This window comes from Tabrizicola sp. BL-A-41-H6, assembly GCF_050632395.1.
Classification (GTDB): domain Bacteria; phylum Pseudomonadota; class Alphaproteobacteria; order Rhodobacterales; family Rhodobacteraceae; genus JAUYQR01.
Genome location: NZ_CP192600.1, coordinates 783,111 through 805,891 on the forward strand (window position 1 = coordinate 783,111; position 22,781 = coordinate 805,891).

General features: G+C 66.4%; 21 protein-coding genes and 1 riboswitch. Of the genes, 8 read left to right on the plus strand and 13 right to left on the minus strand.

The genetic code is table 11. The features are described 5' to 3' along the window. From ACROUL_RS03900 to ACROUL_RS03925, 6 genes are all read right to left on the minus strand, one after another. A complete protein-coding gene (locus ACROUL_RS03900; RefSeq protein ID WP_431298237.1) occupies positions 1-1,221 on the minus strand; it encodes an AAA family ATPase in 1,221 nt (406 codons plus the stop codon). 25 nt (positions 1,222-1,246) lie between these two features. Continuing rightward, a complete protein-coding gene (locus ACROUL_RS03905) occupies positions 1,247-1,888 on the minus strand; it encodes a TadE/TadG family type IV pilus assembly protein (RefSeq protein ID WP_431298238.1) in 642 nt (213 codons plus the stop codon). Beyond that, positions 1,885-2,391: a TadE/TadG family type IV pilus assembly protein gene (locus ACROUL_RS03910; protein ID WP_431298239.1), complete on the minus strand. Its 507-nt coding sequence runs from the start codon at positions 2,389-2,391 to the stop codon at positions 1,885-1,887. The genes ACROUL_RS03905 and ACROUL_RS03910 overlap by 4 nt, the downstream gene beginning before the upstream one ends. Positions 2,392-2,396: 5 nt before the next feature. Further along, positions 2,397-3,848, minus strand: coding sequence for a pilus assembly protein TadG-related protein (locus tag ACROUL_RS03915; RefSeq protein ID WP_431298240.1), 1,452 nt, complete (start codon positions 3,846-3,848; stop codon positions 2,397-2,399). 27 nt (positions 3,849-3,875) lie between these two features. Beyond that, positions 3,876-4,694, minus strand: a complete 819-nt coding sequence (gene cpaB / locus ACROUL_RS03920; RefSeq protein ID WP_431298241.1) for a Flp pilus assembly protein CpaB — start codon at positions 4,692-4,694, stop codon at positions 3,876-3,878. A gap of 96 nt (positions 4,695-4,790) precedes the next feature. Next, entirely contained in the window at positions 4,791-4,979 is a 189-nt protein-coding gene (locus tag ACROUL_RS03925) for a Flp family type IVb pilin (RefSeq protein WP_431298242.1), read from the minus strand. Positions 4,980-5,363: 384 nt separating this feature from the next. Between ACROUL_RS03925 and smc the strand changes: the two genes are divergently transcribed. Then, positions 5,364-8,819 carry a chromosome segregation protein SMC gene (gene smc / locus ACROUL_RS03930; RefSeq protein WP_431298243.1) on the plus strand — a complete coding sequence of 1,152 codons (3,456 nt, stop codon included), beginning with the start codon at positions 5,364-5,366 and terminating at the stop codon, positions 8,817-8,819. A 200-nt stretch (positions 8,820-9,019) separates the two neighbouring features. On the opposite strand, the gene ACROUL_RS03935 is transcribed toward smc, so the two are convergent. From ACROUL_RS03935 to cbiB, 4 genes are read right to left on the minus strand one after another with little or no spacing between them, the layout of a single operon-like run. Continuing rightward, positions 9,020-9,571: a hypothetical protein gene (locus ACROUL_RS03935; RefSeq protein WP_431298244.1), complete on the minus strand. Its 552-nt coding sequence runs from the start codon at positions 9,569-9,571 to the stop codon at positions 9,020-9,022. Next, a complete protein-coding gene (locus ACROUL_RS03940) occupies positions 9,568-10,485 on the minus strand; it encodes a glycosyltransferase family 2 protein (protein ID WP_431298245.1) in 918 nt (305 codons plus the stop codon). Before ACROUL_RS03940 ends, ACROUL_RS03935 begins: the two co-directional genes overlap by 4 nt. After that, positions 10,485-11,645: a lytic murein transglycosylase gene (locus tag ACROUL_RS03945; RefSeq protein WP_431298246.1), complete on the minus strand. Its 1,161-nt coding sequence runs from the start codon at positions 11,643-11,645 to the stop codon at positions 10,485-10,487. Before ACROUL_RS03945 ends, ACROUL_RS03940 begins: the two co-directional genes overlap by 1 nt. A 9-nt stretch (positions 11,646-11,654) precedes the next feature. Next, positions 11,655-12,554, minus strand: a complete 900-nt coding sequence (gene cbiB, locus ACROUL_RS03950; RefSeq protein ID WP_431298247.1) for an adenosylcobinamide-phosphate synthase CbiB — start codon at positions 12,552-12,554, stop codon at positions 11,655-11,657. Between the two features lie 220 nt (positions 12,555-12,774). Here cbiB and ACROUL_RS03955 point away from each other — a divergent pair, with 220 nt between their 5' ends. Beyond that, positions 12,775-13,128, plus strand: coding sequence for a hypothetical protein (locus ACROUL_RS03955; protein ID WP_431298248.1), 354 nt, complete (start codon positions 12,775-12,777; stop codon positions 13,126-13,128). A gap of 101 nt (positions 13,129-13,229) precedes the next feature. Here the strand turns inward: ACROUL_RS03955 and ACROUL_RS03960 are convergent, their stop codons facing one another. Then, positions 13,230-13,763 carry a L,D-transpeptidase family protein gene (locus tag ACROUL_RS03960; protein WP_431298249.1) on the minus strand — a complete coding sequence of 178 codons (534 nt, stop codon included), beginning with the start codon at positions 13,761-13,763 and terminating at the stop codon, positions 13,230-13,232. Continuing rightward, positions 13,760-14,932, minus strand: coding sequence for a MalY/PatB family protein (locus tag ACROUL_RS03965; protein WP_431298250.1), 1,173 nt, complete (start codon positions 14,930-14,932; stop codon positions 13,760-13,762). Before ACROUL_RS03965 ends, ACROUL_RS03960 begins: the two co-directional genes overlap by 4 nt. 195 nt (positions 14,933-15,127) lie before the next feature. Here ACROUL_RS03965 and def point away from each other — a divergent pair, with 195 nt between their 5' ends. Then, positions 15,128-15,643 carry a peptide deformylase gene (gene def, locus ACROUL_RS03970; RefSeq protein WP_431298251.1) on the plus strand — a complete coding sequence of 172 codons (516 nt, stop codon included), beginning with the start codon at positions 15,128-15,130 and terminating at the stop codon, positions 15,641-15,643. Here the strand turns inward: def and bktB are convergent, their stop codons facing one another. After that, positions 15,644-16,801: a beta-ketothiolase BktB gene (gene bktB, locus ACROUL_RS03975; RefSeq protein ID WP_431298252.1), complete on the minus strand. Its 1,158-nt coding sequence runs from the start codon at positions 16,799-16,801 to the stop codon at positions 15,644-15,646. It abuts the gene before it with no gap. 134 nt (positions 16,802-16,935) lie between these two features. Between bktB and ACROUL_RS03980 the strand changes: the two genes are divergently transcribed. The 5 genes from ACROUL_RS03980 (at position 16,936) to ACROUL_RS04000 (ending at position 22,592) form a co-directional block, all read left to right on the plus strand. After that, positions 16,936-18,036, plus strand: a complete 1,101-nt coding sequence (locus tag ACROUL_RS03980; protein ID WP_431298253.1) for an MFS transporter — start codon at positions 16,936-16,938, stop codon at positions 18,034-18,036. Between the two features lie 56 nt (positions 18,037-18,092). After that, a riboswitch (cobalamin riboswitch) is annotated at positions 18,093-18,306 on the plus strand. A gap of 37 nt (positions 18,307-18,343) precedes the next feature. Beyond that, the gene (locus tag ACROUL_RS03985; protein ID WP_431301242.1) at positions 18,344-19,156 is read left to right on the plus strand and encodes an ABC transporter ATP-binding protein; all 813 of its coding nucleotides are present in this window, start codon (positions 18,344-18,346) and stop codon (positions 19,154-19,156) included. Further along, positions 19,156-20,085 carry an ABC transporter substrate-binding protein gene (locus tag ACROUL_RS03990; protein ID WP_431298254.1) on the plus strand — a complete coding sequence of 310 codons (930 nt, stop codon included), beginning with the start codon at positions 19,156-19,158 and terminating at the stop codon, positions 20,083-20,085. The genes ACROUL_RS03985 and ACROUL_RS03990 overlap by 1 nt, the downstream gene beginning before the upstream one ends. Beyond that, positions 20,086-21,144: a FecCD family ABC transporter permease gene (locus tag ACROUL_RS03995; protein ID WP_431298255.1), complete on the plus strand. Its 1,059-nt coding sequence runs from the start codon at positions 20,086-20,088 to the stop codon at positions 21,142-21,144. It begins immediately after the preceding gene. Then, positions 21,141-22,592 carry a cobyric acid synthase gene (locus ACROUL_RS04000; protein WP_431298256.1) on the plus strand — a complete coding sequence of 484 codons (1,452 nt, stop codon included), beginning with the start codon at positions 21,141-21,143 and terminating at the stop codon, positions 22,590-22,592. Before ACROUL_RS03995 ends, ACROUL_RS04000 begins: the two co-directional genes overlap by 4 nt. The last annotated feature ends 189 nt before the right edge of the window (positions 22,593-22,781 follow it).

Sequence of the window (22,781 nt, forward strand, 5' to 3'; positions counted from 1 at the left end):
CTATCTTTCCCGCCGTTCGGCCTTGAGGTTCTTGGGGTCGCGGTTGCTGGCAACCGCAGAAAGGAGGCGCGCGGAAATCTGAGCGATTTCCTTGTTCAGTGCAGAGCCGGACGCTGTCTGTGATAGCGGCAGGCCCCGATCCATTGCTTCCTCGGCGCTTTTTGCGTCTGGCGGCAGCCAGTGCCGGAACTCGGATTCCAGCGCCTTTGCCGCTTCGGCATGGCGGCGGGATTTCAGGAGTGGCTTCTTTTCCTGACCGACCACGACCTCGATGTTGAGGGAGGGGTTCTGGTCCTTGAAGAAGTCGATCAGGCGCCGGGTCTGCTGGACGAAGGGCACTGAGGTGCCGCTGACGATCAGCACGGTGCTGGCGGCCTCCAGCACCGGGGTCAGCCAATCGACCATCGCATGTGGCAGGTCGACGATGACGAAATCGTAGCTTTGCTGAAGCCGGTAGATTAGGGCGCGGATCTGATCGGGTTGCAGCGCGTTCAGCGGCATGAAGCCGTCGGGCGCGGCGATCACGGCAAGGCCGGAGGCGGTTTTGACGATGGCCTGTTCAAGAAAGACGCTGTCGGGGTCGATCCGGTCCTTGGCGAGTTTGTAAAGCGCGTCGTTCGGCGGCAGGTCGAGAAAGCCGGCGATGGCGCCGAACTGAAGGTCGAGGTCGACCAGCACGACCTTGCGGGTTTCGGATTTGCCGAAGCGTTTCTTGTGGCCGACCAGATGATCGGCAAGGTTGACCGCAAGGGTGGTGGCCCCGATGCCGCCGCGTGCCTTGGAGACGGCGATCACCTGGCCTTCGCGCAGGTCGGGGGTGGTCAACGTCAGGCGGCGGGGCATCGACAGGCGGTTGACGATGCGGCTGAGTTCGGCATCGGCGACGGTGTCGGGCACAACCTCGGTGGCGCCGACCTGCAGCAGGCTATGGGCAAGGCCGAACGGAACAGTGCTGTCACTGATCGCAAGGATCCGGGCGGCGCTACCGCTTTTGGCGATTCCCTTCAGCGCTTCGATGTCGCTGGCGGTGTTGGTCGATGCCTGGAAGATGATGAGTTCGGAGGTCTTGGCAAGCTCGACCGCCTTGCCGTTCATGGTGGAAAGGGTGGCGTTGCACTCTTGAAGCGCAAAGCCCGGCTGGCGTCTGACCAGCGCGCCGATCCGCTCGCTGAACGCGCTGTCCTGTGAGATCAGGACGATATCTTTGTCGGTCTGTGCCATCTTGTCTTCCAAATTCCTTTGCGGCCTAGCCGTTGCCGCCTTGTGCCAGGTCTTCACCCGGCAACGATACGCTCATACCCGGCAGGGTGATCGCCGTGCCGACGGTGCCACCCGTCGTGGCCCCTGCGACGGCGGCCAGCGCCGACAGCGGGGTCACGAATTCGAAGATCACGTTTTGCAGTTGCACGGTCACGATCGGCACGTAGGGCCCACCGAGAAAGCCCATGCGGGAATCGTAGGTGTAGGTGAAGCGCAGGTTGGCGATGGTCGCCGTGCCGGGCAGCGTGTTTCGGACCTGCGCCCAAACCTCGGCGGCGGTCGGGTTGGTGGCGACGCCGGAGCAGGTGATCGGGCCGGGATTGACGCAATATGGCCCGCCCGCTGCACCGCAGCTGGTGCCGTAATCGGCCGTGCTGGTGGCCGAGGCAAGGCGCGCGATGATGTCCGGGACACCGGGACAGGCGGCGGGGCGAACGGCGGCGATGCGCGCCGCGGACTGCATGGCGCGTTCCGACGTGACGAGGTGGAAGGCAAGGCGACCAAAGTCAATCAGGCCGAAGAAAATCAGCAGGAACAGACTGATGACCAGCGCAAACTCGACCAGCGTGGCGCCAGTTTCGTCGCGGAGAAAATCGGCGGGGCGGCGGGTGGGACGGAGGCGGCTCATGATCCGTACACCCGGCTTTGGTCTGCGACGCTGGACGTCAGCGTAGGCTGGCTGCCACCGACGAGGGTGAAGAGGCCGGCGAAGGGGAAGGTGATCGTGACGGCGGCTTCGACGGTCACGATCGGGGCTTCGTCGGAGCGGTAGGTGCCGGTGAAGCATTGCAGCGACGAGGTCACGCCGGTCACGGTCACACCGCTTGGAAAGATGGAGGTGCCGTCGTTCGAGGTGCGCACGAAGGTGAGAAGCGTGGAGTCGAAGTTGAAGACGGCGCCGGGGGTATCGCAGATGTTGCGGTCGGTGACCCGGGCGAGAAAGCGCGAGGCGTCGCGGACGCCGGCGACGACGGTCTGGTAGGACCACATCATCCGGCCGCCTTCGATGATGACGGCGAAAACCAGAAGCATCATTGGCAGGACGAGCGCGAATTCGACCAGCTGTGCGCCGGAGGTGTCGCGGGCAAAGCTGCGAAGCGAGAGGGTAAGGCGGTTGAGGGCGCGCTGCATGGCGGTCACCGATACAACTGTACGACGTCGCGGACGATGCCGCCGGTGCCGATAGCGCCGGTGCCTTCTTCGCTGGCGGAACCGACAACTTCGCCCCAGATGTTGTTGCCCGAGTCGACCGGTTCGGTCAGGAAGATCTTGAAGAACTCCTTGACGGGCACGTTGTTGGCGGCGCCGCGGATGTTGTTCGCGGCGCAGTCGATGCCGGCGACCGTGATGATGCGGCGGTCGGGGCCGGCTGGGGCGGCGCCGGAACAGGTCGGGCGGCCGGTTTCGGCGCGTCCGGTCAGGATGTTGCCGGTTCCAGCGGTAGCGAGTTCCCGAAGGTAGACCTGGTAGCGTGTCGTATCCGACGGAAAACGGTTGGGCACGCCGTAGTTCGGGGTGAAGTAAGACGACCGCGACCAGACGCCGTCACCAAACCGGGCGTTCCCTGTCCCTGAGGCGGTTGCACACGTGCCGTTGAGGAAGCAGGTGTCTTTCGGCAGGGCGACGGTATTGGGTGACACGGCCGGGTTGTTGGCGACGCAGGTGCTTCGGCCGGGCGGGACAAGACCCTTGATCACATTCGGAGCGGGCGCATAGTTCGGGCTATTCTGGTAGCGCGCGTTGCCCATCGCCTGGTTGTAGATGTCAAAGCGGACGTTGAAGATCGAGTTTTCGAGGCCGTTCTTCTGGCCGGGCTCAATATCGACGCCGCGCTGGTCGAAGCATTGGGTGATGTTGTCGACCGCGCCGATCAGGCAGCGCAGCAGGCCAGCTCCGTTTTCGCCAGCGCAGGGGCCGCTGGGATCGACCTCGATCCCGCGCGGATCGAGAAAGCCGAAGTCGCCCGGTGCCCAGGCCGCACCCGAGCCGCCGGCGCGCAGGCGGATCATGTCGCCGATGTTGCCTTCGGCGGTGTAATTCGCGTTTGGCAGGCAGAACATCATCGGCTGCACGTCGCAGGCGAGGATCGACAGGCCGGCGACGGCGGTGGCGCCAAGGGTGTAATCCCGGTTTGTGAGGTTGGTCAGCGAGGCGAAGGCTGCGCCGAAGGTGCTTTCGACGACCGTGGGGGTGACCGAGACGCGGACGAAGGCGGCGCGGGCCGGGTCGGTGGTCACGTCTGTCATGGCGGAGGCGTCGCTGGCGGGCAGCGAGCGGAAGAAGGTGAGGGTGTAGTCGACGGCGCCCTGAAGGCTGCGGTCGGTGTTGCCGAAGCTTTGCTGATCGAGGATCAGGGCGGCGGCAGTTCTGGCGCGGGTGATGCTATCGGGGGTGCCGTCCAGTTCGCCCGCCGAGGCGAGGGCCACGCTGTCTGCGAAGGACTGGAGTTCGGACCGGGTGATGCTGGCGCGGCCAAGGTCGAAGGAGAGCGCGACGAAGCCGAGGACCACACCAAGCACGATCGCCCAGAGGACAAGGATCGTGCCCCGCTCGTCATGCGCGAGGGTTTTTGCCGGTTCCCGTGTCATGTGTTGCCCCCACCCTTTGCCCCTGCCTCAGTTCACTTCGTCTTCGGTCGCTTCGACGCCGCGACGGACGGTGACGGTGCGGACAGTGACTTGCGCCGGGGCGACGGTTTCCTCTGGCTCCGGTTCGCGCAAGACGTCGCGGAGGCTGATCGATTCCAGAACCTGCTCGTCGTCGTTCTCGATGGTGCGGAGCGCGAGGCTCAGCGTGCCGGCCTTTTGGGCGAGGGCAAGTTTCTGGCTGTCTTCGGCGCTGGCTTCCAGCGTGACGGTGCGGGCGATTTCCGGTGCTTCCTGGTCGGCGTTGGCCTGCTGGTCGACGCCGATGACGCGGACGTTCTGAATGATGGTAACGGTCTTGAGGTCGGCGTCGCGGCCATAGGTCAGGATCACGTCGACCTTGTCACCGGGGGTGACGAAGCCGCCAACGCCGGTTTCGGCGGTAACCTCGATGGCAATGGCGCGGCTGTTGGGGCTGAGCGACTGAACGATGGTGACCTTTTCGCCAAAGTTGGAAATCTTGGAGGCAAGCACGATCTCGCCCTTGGCGATGGCCGTTTTGGCGCGTCGTGGTTCGGTGCCCGTGGCGGGCAGCAGATCGGTGAAATCCTTGAAGCTGCCGATCGGCAGGGCCGCGGCGGGCCAATCCTGTGTTTGCAGTTTCGATGTATCGATGACCTGTCCGAACGCGATATCGGCGGTGGCCACAACGACCTTAACGAGGTCGTTGGAGCAGGTTTCCGCCTCGACCCGGGCGTATTTCGCTTCAAGGACATCGCGCGCCATGTAGGCAGAACCGCCCGCGACGGCGAGACCGGCCGCAAATGTAAGGAGGGAGGTAATGCGCATGGATGGCCTCAAAATCTGAGCTTATGGATTTATACGCAGAGAAGGAGAACATTCCGGCGCTCGGAAACAAACTCGAGCGCCGGAAGTGGTCCGGTCTTAGCAGCCTACTGCGGTCAGGCAGCCCGACGCTTCGCCCATTTTCGCATCAACGTCGTTGGCGAGCGTGGTGAGCGCCCCCGCACCGAGGGTCACGGCGAGGATCAGCGCAATGCCGTATTCGACGAGGGTCACGCCCTTTTCGTCTTTGGCGAAGCGGGCGAAGGTAGTTTTCAGGAAATTGGTCATGGTACACTCCACTAGGTTGATCGTGAGAATTCTCGGTCGTCCTGGCACCCACCCGCTGCAAGCAGTTCAGGCCCATTAACACCATATTAAGGCCGTAACCCTTAACGGCGCATCCTCTGGAACGGGGAGAATTGCTCGCTTTGGTTGTAAGGTTGGCAGTAAACGGGCTGGAATGCGGCGAAACGGGGGCAGCGGGCGGTTGGCGCGCCTTGATTGTGGCGGACCGATTCGGCTCGCGCGGTGGGGGAGGCGTATGAGCCTCGCAGAGGTGGATTCCGCAAGATGTTGGGGATAACCGCCGGCGTCGGTCAAGATGATGGGGCACCCTGTTGACTAACGCGCGGCGTGACACAACGATGCGGTTTCGCGACTCATGAGGCGATCTTGCGGCTTACGAAACTGCGGCTCAACGGCTTCAAAAGCTTTGTCGACCCCACGGATCTGGTGATTCATGAGGGTTTGACGGGCGTTGTGGGGCCGAACGGCTGCGGCAAGTCGAACCTGCTGGAGGCGCTGCGCTGGGTGATGGGCGAGAACCGCCCCACGGCGATGCGCGGCGGCGGGATGGAGGACGTGATCTTCAACGGCGCCGCCACGCGGGGCGCGCGGCATTTCGCGGAAGTGGCGCTGGTCATCGACAACGTGGATCGGTTGGCGCCTGCGGGCTTCAACGATGCTGACCAGATCGAGATCGTGCGGCGGATCACGCGGGATGCGGGGTCGGCCTACCGCGCCAACACCAAGGAAGTGCGGGCGCGGGATGTGCAGATGCTGTTTGCCGATGCCTCCACCGGGTCGGCGAGCCCTGCGCTGGTGCGGCAGGGGCAGATTTCGGAGCTGATCAACGCCAAGCCAAAGGCGCGGCGGCGGATTCTGGAGGAGGCGGCGGGGATCAGCGGGCTTTATGCGCGGCGGCATGAGGCGGAGTTGAAGCTGGCGGGGACGGAGCAGAACCTGCTGCGCGTCGACGATGTGCTGGAGCAGTTGGCGCAGCAGTTGAGCGTGCTGACCCGGCAGGCCAAGCAGGCGGCACGGTATCGCGAGATCGGCGAGGAGCTGCGGCAGGCCGAGGGAATGCTGTTGTGGCGGCGCTGGCGCGAGGCGGATGAGGCGCGCAGCGTGGCCGAGGGCGCCTTGCGCGAACGGCTGATCGCGGCGGGGCAGGCGGAGGCGGCGGCGCGGGCGGCTGGGAAGGCTCGTGAAGACGCGGAGGATGCCTTGCCGCCAAAGCGCGAGGAGGAGGCGATTGCCAGCGCTATCCTGCAACGGCTGGCCTTGCAGCGCGATGCATTGGGCGATCAGGAAACGCGGGCGTTGGCGATGATCGACACGCTGCGGGGCCGGGTCGATCAGTTGACGCGCGACATGGAGCGCGAGGCGGGCCTCAATCGCGACGCGGGCGAGGTGATCGCGCGGCTGGAGTGGGAGGTGGAGCAGCTTGCCCGCGCCCACGAGGGCCATGACGACAAGCTGGCCGAGGCGATGGAAGCGGCGCGCGAGGCGGGGGCAATCCTGAGCGACCGGGAAACCGTGCTGTCGGAGGCGACCGAGGATGCCGCGCGTCTGGCGGCACGGCACCAGTCGGCGCAACGGATGCTGGGCGATACGCGCGCCACGCTGGAGCGGGCCGAGGGCGAGGCGGCGCGGGCGCGCGAGACGGTAGTGACGGCGGGCGAGGCGCTGGAGGCGGCGTCGGAGGCGTTCGAGGCCGCCGAGGAAGCCCAGGCGGTGGCCGCCGAGGAGGCCGAGGCGACCGAGGTTGCGCTTGAGGCCGCGGAGGTGGCACGGGCGGAGACGCAGGGCCGCGAGGCAGAGGCGCGGGCGGCGCGGTCGTCGGCTGAGGGCGAGGCGAATGCGTTGCGCGCCGAGGTGGCGGCCTTGGCGCGGCTGGTGGAGCGTGAGGCGCAGGCTGGGCATCAGCTTTTGGACAAGCTGGTGGTGACGCCGGGGTTTGAAAAGGCGCTGGGCGCGGCTTTGGCCGATGATCTGCGCAGCCCCGAGGTGGAGGGCGGCGCGCGGTCTGGCTGGGCGCGGCTAGAGCCTTATGCCGATGCGCAGGCATTGCCGAAGGGGGCCACGCCGCTGGCGTCGGAGGTGCAGGGGCCGGCGGTTCTGGCGCGGCGGCTGAGCCAGATTGGCCTCGTGAGCCGCGAGCAGGGGTTTGCGCTGCAGAGCGATTTGCGTCCGGGGCAGCGGTTGGTCAGCGTTGAGGGCGACCTTTGGCGTTGGGACGGGTTTCGGGCGGGGGCAGAGGATGCGCCGTCTGCGGCGGCGCTGCGGTTGCAGCAGTTGAACCGGCTGGTGCAGTTGAAGCGCGATCTGGAGGATGTGGCGGCACGGGCTGAAGGGGCGCGGCAGGCGCATGAGTCGTTGCAGGCGAGGCTGGCGGAGCTGGCGGCAAGCGACCAACGCGCACGGGATGCGCGGCGGGCCGCCGATCAGCGCGTAACCGAGGCGAACCGGGCTGCGGCGCGGGCCGAGGCGGATCGGTCGATTGCCGGGGGCAAAGTCGAGGCGGCGCGGCTGGCGGTTGCCCGCTTCGAGGATGAGGCGATGGCGGCGCGGTCCCGCTTGCGCGAGGCCGAGGCTGCGGTGGTGGAGTTGGGCGATCTGGACGCCGCGCGGGGGGCGGTTGAAGCGGCGCGCTTCACCGTTGAGGCCGCGCGCATCGCGATGATGACCCGGAGGTCGGCGCAGGACGAGTTGCGCCGCGAGGGCGAGGCGCGGGTGCGGCGGCGGCAGGAGGCGGTGAAGGAGCTTTCGGGCTGGAAGCACCGGCTGGAGACGGCGGAAAAGCGGATTACCGAACTGACCGAACGGCGGGCCGAGACCGAGGAGGAACTGGCCGAAGCGACGCTTGCGCCGGAAGAGATTGCCGCCAAGCGCGACGAGTTGGTGGAGGCGATGGAGGCCGCCGAGGCGCGGCGGCGGGTGGCGGCTGAGGCGCTGGTGGCGGCGGAAGCGACCTTGCGCGAGGCGCAACTGGCCGAGCGCGAGGCCGAGCGCGCGGCGGGTGAGGCGCGGGAAGCGCGGGCGCGGGCGGAAGCGCGGCTTGATGCGGCGCGTGAGGGTGTGACGCTGGCGGCGGAGCGCATCCGCGAGGCGGATGACCGGACGCCGGATGAGTTGCTGGCCAGCTTGCGGACCGATCCGGACAAGATGCCGGCGGCGGATCATCTGGAGACGGAGGTTGGTCGGCTGAAGCGACAGCGCGAGGCGCTTGGTGCGGTGAACCTGCGGGCCGAGGAAGATGCCAAGACGGTGGAGGCGGAGTATACCGCGCTTGCGACCGAGAAGGGCGATCTGGAAGAGGCGGTGAAGAAGCTGCGCGCCGGAATCGCCGGGTTGAACAAGGAAGGCCGCGAACGGCTGCTGACCGCGTTCGAGCAGGTGAACGCCAATTTCTCGACGTTGTTCACGCATCTGTTTGGTGGTGGCGAGGCGCGGCTGGTTCTGGTTGAAAGCGACGATCCGCTGGAGGCGGGCCTGGAGATCATGTGCCAGCCGCCGGGCAAGAAGCTGGCGGTCCTGAGCTTGTTGTCGGGTGGTGAGCAGACGCTCACCGCGCTGGCGCTGATCTTCGGGGTGTTCCTTGCGAACCCCGCTCCGATCTGCGTGCTGGACGAGGTGGACGCGCCGCTGGACGATGCCAACGTGACGCGGTTCTGTGATTTGCTGGACGAGATGACGCGGCGGACGGAGACGCGGTTCCTGATCATCACGCACCACGCGGTGACGATGGCGCGGATGGACCGCCTGTTTGGCGTGACGATGCAGGAACAGGGCGTGAGCCAACTTGTCAGCGTCGATCTGAAAAAGGCCGAAGCGCTGGTCGCGTGAGGCAATTCGCGAATGGGGCGTGTGGATAACCCGGCGTTAACTGGAATCAGGCAGAACGGGACGTGAACATTCACGAGACCGAGGTCTGAAGATGCAAACCGGAATTGCCGTCATCACTGTCGCCTTCCTTGCGATCTGGGCGCAGGATCTGACGAAACGCGATGGCGCGGGGACGTGGCGCTACGTGTCAGGCGTCACGTTCAGCCACTGATCTTGCGAATGGTGTCGCTCATCCGCACCATGCCGTCGCGTTCCACGGCGCAAAGTATGCCGCGCAACCGCAATGTTGGGTGGCCCGGTGCCACGACCCAATCCTTGGCGCCGCTGCCGTAGCGGGCTTTCCATTTCACGCAGCCATCGTTGAAAAGGGAGGAGACTCGAAGCACCGCTGTGCCGACAGCCAGCAGCGTGCCGTCGGGCAGGTTCGCTTCGGACAGGTCAAGATCCGCGACGATCGGATCGCCTGGGTGTGGCGCGGTGTCGGTGGGGTGCCACACCAGATCAAGCACGCGGCTGGCCAGGATCGAGATCTGGATGCGCGGGTCGGGGCGCCCGTCCGGCAACCGCAGCCACGGGTCGGTCAGCCAGCGGTCGCCGGGGATACCCTCGGCGCGGGTCAGGGTCAGGTGGTCGGGAAAGGCGCGCTGGTTGCGGGCGGGGCGGATGCACAGGCAGGTGACCGGGCCTGCGTCGCGCGGCGCGGCGAGGATGTGGGGAAGGGCTTTGGCAAGCGCGTCGGCGGTTGGCGTCATGGCAGGGATGCGTCCTTGAGGGCTGCGACCTTGGCGCGCAGGTCGAGGTTCGCTTCGACGGCAAGGCCGACCTCCAGCATGATGTCGGCGATGTCGGGCTGCAGGGTTTGTGTCGTGCGGTAGAAGGCTACGCGTTCCTGATCGGTGGCGGCGGCCAGATAGGCCTGCAGCGGCGGGTTGTACTGGTAGGCACCCCGCGTCAGTCGGAACGGCAGGGCGTCAAGCCAGACCTGCATGTCCTGCGCGTGAAAGTGCAAAAGCCGCAGGTCGGGCTGAAATTCCGGCGCGCGGATGCGGGCGCCTTTCAACATGCCGCCGTGCAGGCGGGGCGACAGGCCCGGCACACCGATGCGGAAGAACGCCTTGCCAACGCTGTGGCTGAGCATTCCGTCACGCATGACCTTCTTGTATTTGCCAAGCGCAGGGTTACGCAGCCGCCAGAAATCATGCTTGATCGGGCGGCGAAACAGCCGCGCGGTGCAGATGTCGTCGGGCAGATCGGGGTCGTGCATCGCCTCGAACGGCTCCATCCGGACGACAAGGTCGGTTGGTTGTGCCGCGTCAAGCACCGCGTCGACCGGGTGCGACGGCAGGATGAATTCGTCCACGTCGACATGGGCGAGCCAGTCGCTGGTGCAGCGGGTATAGGCGTCGCGGGCGTTGCGGGCCTGCCGGTTCTGGTGCCTTTCATGCCGGTTGCCCATCGCGGCCCAATGGTCGGCCGTGCAGCGGGTGAGGGTGATCCGGGCGCGCCGTGCTTCGGGCAGGGCGGCGATGGCATCGGCAGTGGGGTCGTCGGGGTCATCGAAGTAAAGGTGGATGTGCCGGGCGCCAATCGACAGGTGGTGGGCCACGAAGGCCAGCACCTTTTCCTCGGGCGCCTTCACGGTGGCGACCACAGCCCAGGTGGCCATCAGAGCGCGTCCAGCAGTGCGCGGTTGGGCCAGCCGTCAGCGGGAAGGCCGAGGCGGATTTGTTCGCGCTGCACCGCAGTGCGGGTGCCGGCACCAAGGATGCCGTCGATCTGGCCCACGTCGTGGCCAAGGCGCTTCAGCTTTTCCTGCAGGGCGGTCATCTCGTCCGGTCCAAGGGCCGGATCGGGATTGCCTGCGGCATAGGGCGGCGCGCCTTCGATACGGGTGGCGAAATAGGCGGCGGTGGTCACGTAGATGAAGCTCTTGTTCCATTCAAAGAGCACGCGGTAATTCGGGTAGACCAGAAAGGCCGGGCCGTTGCGGCCCTGCGGCAGCAGCACCGAGGCCGGAAGGTTCTTCGGAAGCGCGCCTTCGCGGGGAGTGACGCCGAGCGCTGCCCAGGCCTCGGTCGGTTTTTCGGTATCGAGGCCGGTCAGCGACCAGTCGAAGCCTTGCGGCAGGGTAACCTCGGTGAGCCAGGGTTCACCCGCGCGCCAGCCGTGGTGTTGCAGCATCCGCGCGCCCGAAAGGATGGCGTCGGCAGGCGAGGTCTTCAACGTCACGAGCCCGTCGCCATCGCCATCGACGCCGCGTTCGAGGATGTCTTTCGGCAGCATCTGCACCATGCCGATCTCGCCCGCCCAGGCGCCGGTGGTGTCGAGGGCGAATTCGTTCAGGGCGTGCAGCTGTGCTGCGGCCAGCACCTGCGGCTGAAAGATCTCGGGGCGGCGGCAATCGTGGGCGAGGGTGAGGAGGGCGTCGCGCGTGGTAAACTCGCCCTGCACCTGACCGAAATCGGTCTCGAACGCCCAGAAGGCCAGAAGGATGCCGCGGCTGGTGCCGTACTCGGCCTCTGCCCTCGTGAAGACGGCGTCAAGTTCGTCGGATTTGGCGCGGGCGGTGGCGAGGCGGCGCTTGGAGATCAGGCTTTGCGAAAAATCGAGGAAGGTCTTGCGGAAGACGCCTTGGCTGCGGTCGGCCTTCAGCACCTTGGGGTCTTGCCGCGCGTCGGCAAAAAAGGCGGCGGCCGCGTCGGGCGGGGTGCCTGCGGCAATCGCCTCGGCCTGCATCGCGGCGAGGAAATCGGTGAAGTCACTGCCGCAGGGCGCGGCAGCGGCGGGGGTGGCGAGGGCGAGGGTAAGGACGGCTGCCTTGAACATGGCCGGAGCCTAGAAGAGGGCGACGAGGACGGCAATCGCCAGCATCGCGGCCCAGGTGCGCCAAAGCGCGGAACAGGCGGCGTCGATGTCATCGGGGCCGGGGTCGCGGCGGCCCTCGGGCCAGACCCAGGGGTAGTGCTTGCGCACCCCGTTGTAGCTGCGCGGGCCGGAGAGGGCGACGTTCAGCACCGGGGCGATGGCGGCTTCGGGCCAGCCTGCGTTCGGGCTGCGATGCAGGGGCGCGTCGCGGAGGATCGGGGTCGGGTCCACCCAACCGTGGGTGAGCGCGATCAAAAGCGCGGTCAGGCGGGCGGGGATCAGGTTCAGAAGATCGTCGAAGCGGGCCGAGGCCCAGCCGAACGCGGCGTGGCGGGGGGTCAGGTGGCCGATCATGCTGTCGGCGGTGTTGGCGAGTTTGTAGAGCAGGAGGCCGGGCAGGCCGAGAGCGAGATACCAGAAGATCGGCGCGATGACGCCATCCGACAGGTTTTCTGCGGCACTTTCGATGGCGGCGCGAGCCACGTCGGGCTCGGTCATTTCGGCGGTGTCGCGGCCAACGATCATGGCCACGGCAGCGCGGCCTTCGGGGAGCGAGCGGCGCAGGGCGGTTGCCACGGCGCGGACATGGTCGACGAGGCTTTTCTGCGCGAGGAGGATCGCGACGACCAGAATTTCGATCACCCCGTGGTCGGGCAGCGCGTGGATCAGCCAACCGGTGACCAGCGCGCCAAGGCCAAGGGCGGTGGTGACGAGGGCGCCCTTGAGGCGGCGGTTTTCGCCGCGGTTGAAGCGGGCGTCGAGGGCGGCGATCAGGCGGCCCATCAGGACGGCGGGGTGGGGGATGCGGTCCCAGATCGCCTTCGGTTCGCCGCAGGCCGCGTCGAGGATCATGGCGAGGATAAGGGTCATGCGCGGGCTATTCCTGGGGGCGGGGTGATTCGCAAGAGCAGTCGTCCGGCAGGCCGCTCTGGCCATTCGCGCGTCCTTGATGGCGCGGGCGCAACCGGGCCGTGTGAAATCGGAACCGAACCATGTCATGCGGGCTTTACAACTGCGTAATACCTTTGTGCCAGCTTGATTTATTGCGGATCGGGTTCAGACTATCCCTCGGGGTGTGAGTGAGGCTGCCATGTTGGAATTTCTGCCGAAAGAGGTGCGTGACGGGCTGGAAGCGGCGAGGAAGCGCGAAGCGAAGCGCAAGTCGCGGCTGAGGGTTCAGGTGGGCGATGCGATGTTTCCGGTGCTGCGGTTTTGGCATGACGGATTCGCGTTGGACGCCGATGTGTCGCCACGCGCGCTGCGCGGGTTGGTGGATGTCTATGACGGGTCGCGGCATGTGTTTCAGTGCCTGATCGTCGCGTCGAGCATCGAGAACGGTGAACTGGTCTGCGACTTCAAGCGGGCGACTGCGGTGACCGGCGCGGCTGCGTTGGATTTCTGGCGCGACGAGAATGCGCCGGTCGGGTATCTGCCGCGCCTTTGACTGCCGGTTTGAAAAGCGGCGTTCCGTCGCAAGCCTTTGAGGCCGGCGGCGCGGGCCAGCCCGCTTGGCTCCGCCATTCTAAGTGGTATTGAAAATAGCAATCAGGGGCGGATTTCGACGAGCGTGCCGGTTTGGGTGGCGGCCCAGATTTCGCGCATTTCAGCGTTAGTGACGGCGATGCAGCCGGCGGTCCAGTCGCCCTTGATCTTGAACCCTTCGGAAAGTGCGTTCGGCTGGCCGTGAATGAAGATATCGCCACCTGGGTCGTATCCGGCTGCCCGTGCGCGGGCCCGGTCGCCGGGCTGCGGGTAATCGAGGCCGAGCGAGAGGTGGTAGGCGCTGGTGGCGTTGCGGCGGTCGATGCGGAACTGGCCTTCGGGGGTGCGCCCGTCGCCTTGGCGCAATTTATCGCCTGCGGGCGTGAAGCCGAGGGCGATCTGGTAGCTGCGGACCGGCTGGCCGTTCTGGAACAGCTGCATCCGGCGGGCGGATTTTTCGATCAGGATGTGGTCGATCTGGCCGGTGATCGGTGGCTGGGGCGTGGGTGGAGCCGGTGGCGGGGGGCGCAACCAGACCGCGGCGACGGCCAGGCCCAGCGCCGCGATCAGGAGGAAAAGCGCGAAGAGGCGCTTCATTGCAGGTCGGCAAAGGCCTTTTGCAAACGGCTGACCGCTTCGGCCACCTGCGCGCGGGGGCAGGCGAGGTTGAAGCGCAGGAAGCTTTCGCCGCCGGTGCCGAAGCTTGCCCCGTGGTTGGTGGCGATCTTGGCGGTCTTTTCCACCCGGGCGATGAATTCCGCGGGCTCCATCCCGGTGCCGGAGAAATCGACCCAGCCGAGGTAGGTGGCCTGCAGCGGCATCGAGCGGACGCCGGGGATCGCGTTCACGCCTTCGTCGAACAGGCGGCGGTTGCCGTCGAGGTAGCGCATCAGGTCATCGACCCAGGCTGCGCCTTCGGGCGAGTAGGCGGCGGTCGCCATGTGCATCCCGAACGAGTTCGGCGAAATGCCCATCGCGTTCATCCGTTGGGCAAAACGGGCGCGCAGGGCGGGGTCAGCAATGATGACGTTGCCAGAATGGGCACCGGCGATGTTGAAGGTCTTGGTGGTGGCGGTCATCATCACCAGACGGTCGGCGATGTCGGGGGCGGCGAGGGGCATCACGGTGTGGTGCTGGCCGGGGTAGACCAGATCGTGGTGGATTTCGTCGGACACCAGGATCAGGTCGTGGCGTTTGCAGAAATCGGCCACGCCGCGCAGTTCGTCAGCTGTCCAGACCCGGCCGCCGGGGTTGTGTGGCGAGCAGAGGATCATGAGCTTTTCCGCCCCGGTCATCTGCGCATCCCAGGCGGCGAAATCCATCGTCAGGTGGCCTCCCGCATTGGTCAGCGGGCATTCGACCACGCGGCGGTCGGCGGCTTTGATGACGCGGGCGAAGGCGTGGTAGACCGGGGTCATCAGGACGATGCCGTCGCCTGGCTTGGTGAAGGCGTCGATGCACATCGCGGTGCCGTTGACGAGGCCGTGGGTGGTGAAGATCTGGTCGCGCGCCACGTCCCAGCTGTGGCGGGTGCGCATCCACCAGCGGATTGCGTCGAGGTATTTGGTGTCATCGCCGAAATAGCCGTAGACACCGTGGGCCAGCATCGCCTCGAGCGCCTGTTGAACGACCTGCGGCGGGCGGAACTCCATGTCGGCGACCCACATGGCGATGCCTTCGTCAGGGGTGACGCCGTAGAGGGTTTCCATCATGTCCCATTTGACGCAATGGGTGCCTTTGCGGGAGATCGGGGTATCGAAGGTCATGTCGGGCTTTCGTGTGGATGGGTGTTTGTTCCGACTAACACATATTAATCGGGAATTTGTACCAAAATTAATAAAAAATCTGTTACAACGTTCCAATCTATTAGCAATAACCGGAACATTCGTAGTTCACATTCTCTTCGCTTGTGTCTGCGGGCACCTCTTGCGTCAGGACGACGGCTTTCGTAAATCGCCAAGATGATCCGTCCTATCCTTATCCATCCCGATCCGCGCCTCAAGAAGCGCTGTGAGCCTGTCGGCGAAATTACCGACGAGGTTCGCAAGCTTGCGGCGGACATGCTGGAGACCATGTACGACGCGCCCGGCATTGGTCTGGCAGCGCCGCAGGTGGGTGTGATGAAGCGTGTGCTGGTGATGGACTGCATCAAGGAAGGCCCGGCAGAGCCGATGGTGCTGGTGAACCCGGTGGTCGAGTGGGTGTCAGAGGACCTCACGGTCTATGAGGAAGGCTGCCTGTCGATCCCCGAGCAGTATGCCGATGTGAAGCGCCCGGCCGAAGTGCGGGTGCGCTGGACCGATCTTGAGGGCGCCGAGCAGGAACGCCAGTTCAGCGGCCTTTGGGCAACCTGCGTGCAGCACGAGATCGACCATCTGGATGGCAAGCTGTTCATCGACTACCTTGGCCCGCTGAAGCGCCAGATGATCACCCGCAAGATGGAAAAGCTGAAACGCGAGCGGGCGCGCGAGGGCTGATCAGGCGCGCGAGATGGCTAGCGCGATGCCCTGGCCGCCACCGATGCACATGGTGATGAGGGCAGTTTTGCCGCCGGTGCGTTCAAGTTCATGGAGTGCCTTGACCACAAGTATCGCGCCGGTCGCGCCGACCGGGTGGCCAAGGGCGATGGCGCCGCCATTCGGGTTGACGCGGGCGGGGTCAAGGTCAAGCGCGCGCGACACGGCGATGGCTTGGGCGGCGAAGGCCTCGTTCGATTCCACCACGTCGAAGCCCTGCGGTTTCATCCCCAGTTTCGCGCAAAGCGCCTGCACGGCGGGAATCGGGCCGATGCCCATCACCTTTGGATCGACGCCTGCGTGGGCATACCCGAGGATGCGGGCGCGGGCGCCGTCGGGTTTGCACGACAGGATCACCGCCGCCGCGCCATCGTTGATGCCCGAGGCGTTGCCGGCGGTGACGCTGCCATCCTTCTGGAACACCGGCCTCAGGCTGGCGAGCGCCTCGGCACTGGTGGCCTTGGGGTGTTCGTCGGTGTCAAAGGTCACGGTGCCCTTGCGGCCTGCGACCTCCACCGGGGTGATCTGGTTGCGGAAGCGGCCTTCGGCGATGGCGCGGGCGGCGCGAGTCTGGCTTTCCAGCGCAAAGGCGTCCTGATCCGCGCGGCTGATCTGGTGCTGGGCTGCGACGTTTTCCGCCGTCACGCCCATGTGGCCGGTGCCGAAGGGGCAGGTCAGCGCGCCGGTCATCATGTCAAGCGCGCGGGTGTCGCCCATCTTTTGCCCGAAGCGGGCGGCGGGCAGGATGTAGGGCGAACGGCTCATGCATTCCGCCCCGCCGGCGAGGGCGGTGTCGGCGTCGCCCAACATCAGGGATTGCATGGCCGAAACGATGGCCTGCGCGCCCGAACCGCAGAGGCGGTTGACGTTCATTGCAGGCGTGGTGTTCGGGATGTCCGCCTGCATCGCCATGACGCGGGACAGATACATGTCGCGCGGTTCGGTGTTGATGACGTGACCCATCACGACATGGCCGATGCTGGCCGGGTTCACGCCGGCGCGGGCGATGGCGGCGCGAGCGGCATGGGTGGCGATGTCGATCGGGCCCATTCCCGCAAGCGTGCCGCCGAAGGTGCCAATGGCGGTGCGGACGGCGGACAGGATGTAGACGTCGGTCATGGCGGCACCTTCTGGCATGTGGGTTTGTGGCCATGCTGCCCGTCGCGGGACGGCTTCGCAAGCGGGCAGCGCGGCGGGCGTTGACAGGGCGCGCGGGGCGGGGGACGAGGGGCGCGCAGCAGCGGGAGACGCAAGTGAAAGACCTGATCAGGAAGAACGCCGGGCTGTTGTTCGCCGGGGTTGCGACCTTTGTGGTGATGGGGGCGGGCCAGTCGCTGTATGGCCCGGCGCTGCCAGCGTTCTCGCGCCGGTTCGGCGTGACGGTGGCCGAGGCGGGGGTCCTGATCTCGGCGCACTGGGTGGGGTGCTTTGTTGGCGTCGCCATCATGTATCTGCGCGGCGCGGGGATCACGCCGCGCCATTCGCTGGCGTTGATGGCGCTGGGCGCGGCGGGGATCGCAGCCTTGGCGGGGTGGTGGCTGACGGTGTTCGCGGCAGCGGTGTTCGGGGTGGGCTACGGCATGGCGACGGCCGTGTTCAACCCGCGCGTCCTGACGGCGTTCGGCGCGCGCGGGCCGTCGATGCTGAGCCTTTTGAACGCGACCTTCGGGGTGGGGGCGATTGCGGCGCCGCTGATCTTTGTGGCGCTGGGCAGCGATCCGCGCTGGTCGTTCGGGATGACGGCGGTGGTGATCGCGGTGATCTGGCTAGCGGCGGGGGCTGCGGGGCGGGCGTCGCCGGTGGCTGCGGGGGCGGTCAAGCCGTTCCGCCCGCACCTGCCGATCCTCGGTTTTGGTGCCGTGGCGATCGGGCTGGAGGCATGCCTCGTCGGCCTCGGCCCTACCGCGCTGATCGCGGCGGGGCTGGCAGAGGCTACGGCGGCGCAGCTTTTGAGCGCGTTCTTCGTGGTGTTCCTGCTGGCGCGGACCGTCCTCATTTTCACTGCGCATCTGGTGCCGGCCTTCGTGCTTTTCACCGGGTCGATGGCGCTGGCGGCTATATGCGCGTTCGGCGCGGCGCTGGTGTCGCCTGCGGCGTTCTTCGTGGCGATGGGGGCGGCGGCCGGGCTGTTCTTTCCGGGATATTATGTGACCGCCAGCCAGAAGATGGGCGAGGATATCCGCGTGCCACCGACAATCATCGCGGCGGGGCTGGTGGGGGGCATTTTCTCGCCGCTGGCTGTTGCCCCTTTGATGGCAGGGATGGGCAACGTCGGGTTTTTCTGGCTGATCGGCGGGGTGACGGCGGTGATGACGGTGATGGCCTTGGCGATGGGCGGGGGGATGCGGCGGTGATGGTCGCCGGTGCCGGGCTGCATGTCGCTTGCAGGCTTGACCGTGGCGCGGAACGGCCCGATGGTGGCAGCGATGGTTCCCGGCCAAACCACGCGCGGCCGGGTGAAAAGGGAATACGGTGAGGTGTAGGCAAAAGCCGCCAAACCCGTGACTGCCCCCGCAACTGTGAGCGGCGAGCGAACCTGAAGTGCCACTGGCCCGATTGGCCGGGAAGGTTCAGGCAAGCAACGACCCGCAAGTCAGGAGACCTGCCATCGTAACTTGAAACGCGCCGGGCGGGGTGTCCTGGGAAAGGTATGCGATGAACATGTCTGCGCAGGCTTTGGCCTCGCATCTGGCGGCTGGCGGTGGTGCACCCGTGCTTGAGGCGCGGGGTGTGCATTGGGGGCCGAAGCGCGCACCCGATATTCTGCGCGACATCAGCTTTCGGCTTGGGTCGGGCGAGGTGCTGGCGATCTGCGGTGCCAACGGGGCGGGGAAATCCACCTTGCTGCGACTGCTCTACCGCTATCACGCGCCACGCAGCGGGACGGTTCTGCTGGAAGGCAGCGATCTTTGGGCGCGACCGGCGCAGGAGGTGGCCCGCGTGGTCGCCGCCGTGTTGCAGGAACAACCGACGGATTTTGCGCTGACCGCGCGGCAGATCGTGGCGCTGGGCCGCCTGCCGCACCGGATGGGCTACGGCGCCGGCGCGCGTGACGCCGAGGTGGTGGAGGCGGCGCTGTGCCGGCTGGACCTTGGCGCCTTTGCCGACCGCCGCTTTGGCACCCTGTCGGGGGGCGAGCGGCAGCGGGTGATGGTGGCGCGGGCGCTGGCGCAAGAGCCGCGTGTGCTGATCCTGGACGAGCCGACCAATCATCTGGACATCCGCCACCAGCTTGAACTGCTGTCGCTTCTGCGCGGGCTGGGGCTGGCGATCGTCACCACGCTGCATGACCTGACCCTGGCGGCGGAGTTTGCCGACCGGGTGATGATATTGTCCGAGGGCGGGGTGTTGGCAGATGCCGCCCCGCTGATGGCCCTGTCCGAAGACAACATCGCTTCGGCATTCAACGTCACGGCGCGGGTGGACCGGTCCGGCCCCGCGCCACGCTTTTCCTTTCAACTTCAAGGCTGCTGATGAAACTCGCCGTTCTGACCCTGCTGTTGTCGGCCAACGTGGCCGCCGCCTTTCCGGTGACCGTGAAAAGCTGCGACCGCGAGGTGACGTTCGATGCGGCCCCAAAGCGGGCGATCTCCAACGACGTGAACCTGACAGAGATGATGCTGGTTCTGGGCCTGCGCGACCGGATGGTGGGCTACACCGGCATTTCCGGCTGGAAGACGCTGGACGCCGAGGCGCGCGAGGGTGTGGCCGAACTGCCGGAACTGTCGGCGCAGTATCCGTCAAAAGAGGTGCTGGTCGGGGCCGAGGCGGATTTCTTCTTTGCCGGTTGGAACTACGGCATGAAGGTTGGCGGCGAGGTCACGCCCCAAACGCTGGAGCCGTTCGGGATCAAGACCTACGAATTGACCGAAAGCTGCATCTTCGTCGGCCCGAAGGCGCGGTCGACCATGGATGACATGTATGCGGACCTCTTGAACCTTGGCACAATCTTCGGCGTGTCGCAAAAGGCCGAGGCACTTGTGGCGGGTTACAAGGCCCGGTTAGAAAAGGTGACGGCGGGGGTGGGCCGGTCTGCGCCGCTCAGGGTGTTCGTCTATGACAGCGGCGAGGAAAGCCCCTTCACCGCCGGCAAGTACGCGATCCCCACGGCGCTGATCGAGGCGGCGGGTGGCGTGAACATCATGGACGATCTGGACAAAAGCTGGGCCACCGTGGCCTGGGAGCCGGTGGTGGAGCGTAACCCGGAGGTGATCGTGATCGTCAACTACGGCGACGTGACCGCTGCGCAGAAGATCGCCTTCCTTGAGGAAAATCCGGCTTTTGCGGGGATGGATGCCGTGAAGAACGACCGCTACGTCGTGCTGGAATATGTCGAGGCGACGCCCGGGCCGCGCAACATCCGCGCAGTGGAAAAGCTGGTCGCCGGGTTCTGGGCCAAGTAGATGGCCGATTTGCCGCTTGCCCTTCTTGCGCGGCCCCGCCTCTGGCGGCTGTCGCGGCGCGTGGGGCTTGGGCTGGTGGCTTTTTGCGCGCTGATGCTGTCGGTGATGGTGGCGGTGTCGGTTGGCGCGGTGTCGGTGCCGCTTGGCACGGTCTGGGGGGTGATGCTGCATCACCTTGCGCCGGGCTGGGTGGCTGCGGACTGGACGGCGGGGCGCGAGGCGATTGTCTGGGACATCCGCTTTCCGCGCGCCGTGCTGGCCGCGCTGGTGGGGGCGGGGCTGGGCCTGACCGGGGCTGCGCTGCAATCGGTCACGCGCAACCCGCTGGCGGACCCGCATCTGCTGGGGATTTCCTCGGGTGGCGCGTTCGGGGCGATTGCGGCCTTGTTGCACACCGGGCTTTTCCTTGGCGTGCTGACCGTGCCGCTTATGGCGTTCGGGGGCGCGCTGGCCGCGACGCTGATGGTTCTGGCCGTGGCGCAACTGGCAGGGGCGACATCGGCGGACCGGCTGGTGCTGGCGGGGGTGGCGGTCAGCTTCATCATCATGGCGGGGGCGAACATCCTGATCTTCCTCGGCGATCCGAAGGCCACGCATACGGTGGTGTTCTGGATGCTGGGCGGGCTTGGCCTTGCGCAGTGGTCGCACCTGATGTTTCCCGCGCTGGTGCTGGTTCCGGCGGGGCTGTGGCTCTGGTCGCGCGCCGGGGCGCTGAATGCGATGAGCCTTGGCGACGAGACAGCGGCGAGCCTTGGGATTCCGGTTGCGCGGTTCCGGCTGTCGGTGTTCGTGGCGGGGGCGCTGATCACCGGGGTGATGGTGGCGTTTTCCGGGATCATCGGCTTTGTCGGGCTGATGATGCCGCATCTGGTGCGGCTCATCGTCGGGGGCGACAACGCGCGGGTGCTGCCGTTGTCGGCGCTTTTCGGCGCGGTGTTCCTGATCTGGGCGGATACCGTGGCGCGTGTGGTGATGGCACCCGAGGATATGCCGATAGGCATCGTCACGGGGCTGGTTGGCGGCGTGTTCTTCGTCTGGCTGATGGCGCGGCGGGCATGACGGCGACGCTGATGATCCAGGGCGCGGGGTCCAACGTCGGCAAGTCGATGCTGGTGGCGGGCCTCTGCCGGGTGTTCGCACGGCAGGGGCTGATCGTGCGCCCGTTCAAGCCGCAGAACATGTCGAACAACGCGGCGGTCGCGGCGGGCGGAGAGATCGGGCGTGCGCAGGCCCTGCAGGCGCGGGCGGCCGGGGTGGCGCCTTCGGTCCACATGAACCCGGTCCTGCTGAAACCCGAATCCGAAACCGGCAGTCAGGTGATCGTGCAGGGCCAGCGCTGGGCCACGGTGAAGGCGCGCGATTATGCCCGGCTGAAGCCGGACCTGATGGTGCCGGTGCTGGACAGTTTCGCCCGGATGAAGGCTGAGGCGGATATCGTCATCGTCGAAGGCGCGGGCAGCCCGGCCGAGGTGAACCTGCGGTCGGGCGACATTGCCAACATGGGCTTTGCCCGAGCGGCGGGGGTGCCGGTGGTGCTGGTCGGTGACATCGACCGCGGCGGCGTCATCGCGCAGCTGGTGGGGACGCAAAGCGTGATCGACCCCGACGATGCCGCGATGATCCGCGGCTTTCTGGTCAACAAGTTCCGCGGCGACCCGCGGCTTTTCGACGATGGCTACCAGTTCATCAAGGATCGCACCGGCTGGCCCGGTTTCGGCGTGGTGCCGTGGTTCGCGGATGCCCACCGCCTGCCGGCCGAGGATGCCGCCGATCTTGGCGGAACGCGCGGCAGCGGCGATTTCCTGATTGCCGTGCCGCACCTGTCGCGCATCGCCAATTTCGACGACCTCGATCCCTTGGCGCAGGAACCGGGCGTGACCCTGAAGATGATCCCTCCCGGACAACCCCTGCCGGTCGAGGCTGACCTGATCATCCTGCCGGGCAGCAAGGCGACGATTGCCGATCTTGCCTTCTTCCGCGCGCAGGGCTGGGACATCGACCTTGCCGCCGCCCTGCGCCGGGGCGCACGGGTGCTGGGGCTTTGCGGCGGGTATCAGATGCTTGGCCGGGCAATTTCCGATCCTGACGGCATCGAAGGCCCGGCAGGTTCGGTGGCGGGGCTTGGTCTCCTCGATGTCGAAACGGTCATGACGGCCGACAAGCGGGTGACCGAAACCGCGGCCCTTCATCCCGCGTCCGGGCAGGCGGTGCGGGGGTATGAAATCCACATCGGGCGGACGGGTGGGCAGGATTGTGCAAGGCCGCTCTTCCATGTTTCGGGCCTGCCCGAGGGGGCAATGCGGTCAGATGGCCGGGTGATGGGCAGCTATCTGCACGGCATGTTTTCCGCCGATGGCTTCCGGCGTGCGTTCCTGTCGCAGCTTGGTGGCGCAGTCGGCACTGTCAGCTACGACGACACGGTCGAGGCGACGCTGGAGGCGTTGGCAGACCACATGGAAGCCCATGTCGATTGCGCCGCATTGCTGGCGCTGGCGGGCAAGGGCTGAGCCCTTCGCCCGCCCGCCGGGGGTTTTGCACCCCCGGACCCCCGCAGAGAGGAAGATTGCAGGCATCTTGCAATGATTTGTTCACAGGTTCGCTGCAAGCTGAGCCTGCGGCACAGGCGGGGACGCCGATGACCGTCAGAGGGGAAGATGCCCTGTCCGGGGCCGTGCGCTTCGAACGGGGCGTCTGAA

Coding starts and splice junctions, on each gene's coding strand:
- ACROUL_RS03965 (WP_431298250.1), bottom strand. CDS start 14,932: ATGACCTTCGATACCCCGATCTCCCGCAAAGGCACCCATTGCGTCAAA.
- ACROUL_RS03910 (WP_431298239.1), bottom strand. CDS start 2,391: ATGCAGCGCGCCCTCAACCGCCTTACCCTCTCGCTTCGCAGCTTTGCC.
- ACROUL_RS03940 (WP_431298245.1), bottom strand. CDS start 10,485: ATGGCCACCTGGGCTGTGGTCGCCACCGTGAAGGCGCCCGAGGAAAAG.
- ACROUL_RS04000 (WP_431298256.1), top strand. CDS start 21,141: ATGACGGCGACGCTGATGATCCAGGGCGCGGGGTCCAACGTCGGCAAG.
- ACROUL_RS03945 (WP_431298246.1), bottom strand. CDS start 11,645: ATGTTCAAGGCAGCCGTCCTTACCCTCGCCCTCGCCACCCCCGCCGCT.
- ACROUL_RS03985 (WP_431301242.1), top strand. CDS start 18,344: ATGTCTGCGCAGGCTTTGGCCTCGCATCTGGCGGCTGGCGGTGGTGCA.
- ACROUL_RS03990 (WP_431298254.1), top strand. CDS start 19,156: ATGAAACTCGCCGTTCTGACCCTGCTGTTGTCGGCCAACGTGGCCGCC.
- ACROUL_RS03905 (WP_431298238.1), bottom strand. CDS start 1,888: ATGAGCCGCCTCCGTCCCACCCGCCGCCCCGCCGATTTTCTCCGCGAC.
- ACROUL_RS03955 (WP_431298248.1), top strand. CDS start 12,775: ATGTTGGAATTTCTGCCGAAAGAGGTGCGTGACGGGCTGGAAGCGGCG.
- ACROUL_RS03900 (WP_431298237.1), bottom strand. CDS start 1,221: ATGGCACAGACCGACAAAGATATCGTCCTGATCTCACAGGACAGCGCG.
- ACROUL_RS03960 (WP_431298249.1), bottom strand. CDS start 13,763: ATGAAGCGCCTCTTCGCGCTTTTCCTCCTGATCGCGGCGCTGGGCCTG.
- cpaB (WP_431298241.1), bottom strand. CDS start 4,694: ATGCGCATTACCTCCCTCCTTACATTTGCGGCCGGTCTCGCCGTCGCG.
- cbiB (WP_431298247.1), bottom strand. CDS start 12,554: ATGACCCTTATCCTCGCCATGATCCTCGACGCGGCCTGCGGCGAACCG.
- ACROUL_RS03925 (WP_431298242.1), bottom strand. CDS start 4,979: ATGACCAATTTCCTGAAAACTACCTTCGCCCGCTTCGCCAAAGACGAA.
- ACROUL_RS03915 (WP_431298240.1), bottom strand. CDS start 3,848: ATGACACGGGAACCGGCAAAAACCCTCGCGCATGACGAGCGGGGCACG.
- bktB (WP_431298252.1), bottom strand. CDS start 16,801: ATGACCGACGTCTACATCCTGTCCGCCGTCCGCACCGCCATTGGCACC.
- def (WP_431298251.1), top strand. CDS start 15,128: ATGATCCGTCCTATCCTTATCCATCCCGATCCGCGCCTCAAGAAGCGC.
- ACROUL_RS03935 (WP_431298244.1), bottom strand. CDS start 9,571: ATGACGCCAACCGCCGACGCGCTTGCCAAAGCCCTTCCCCACATCCTC.
- ACROUL_RS03995 (WP_431298255.1), top strand. CDS start 20,086: ATGGCCGATTTGCCGCTTGCCCTTCTTGCGCGGCCCCGCCTCTGGCGG.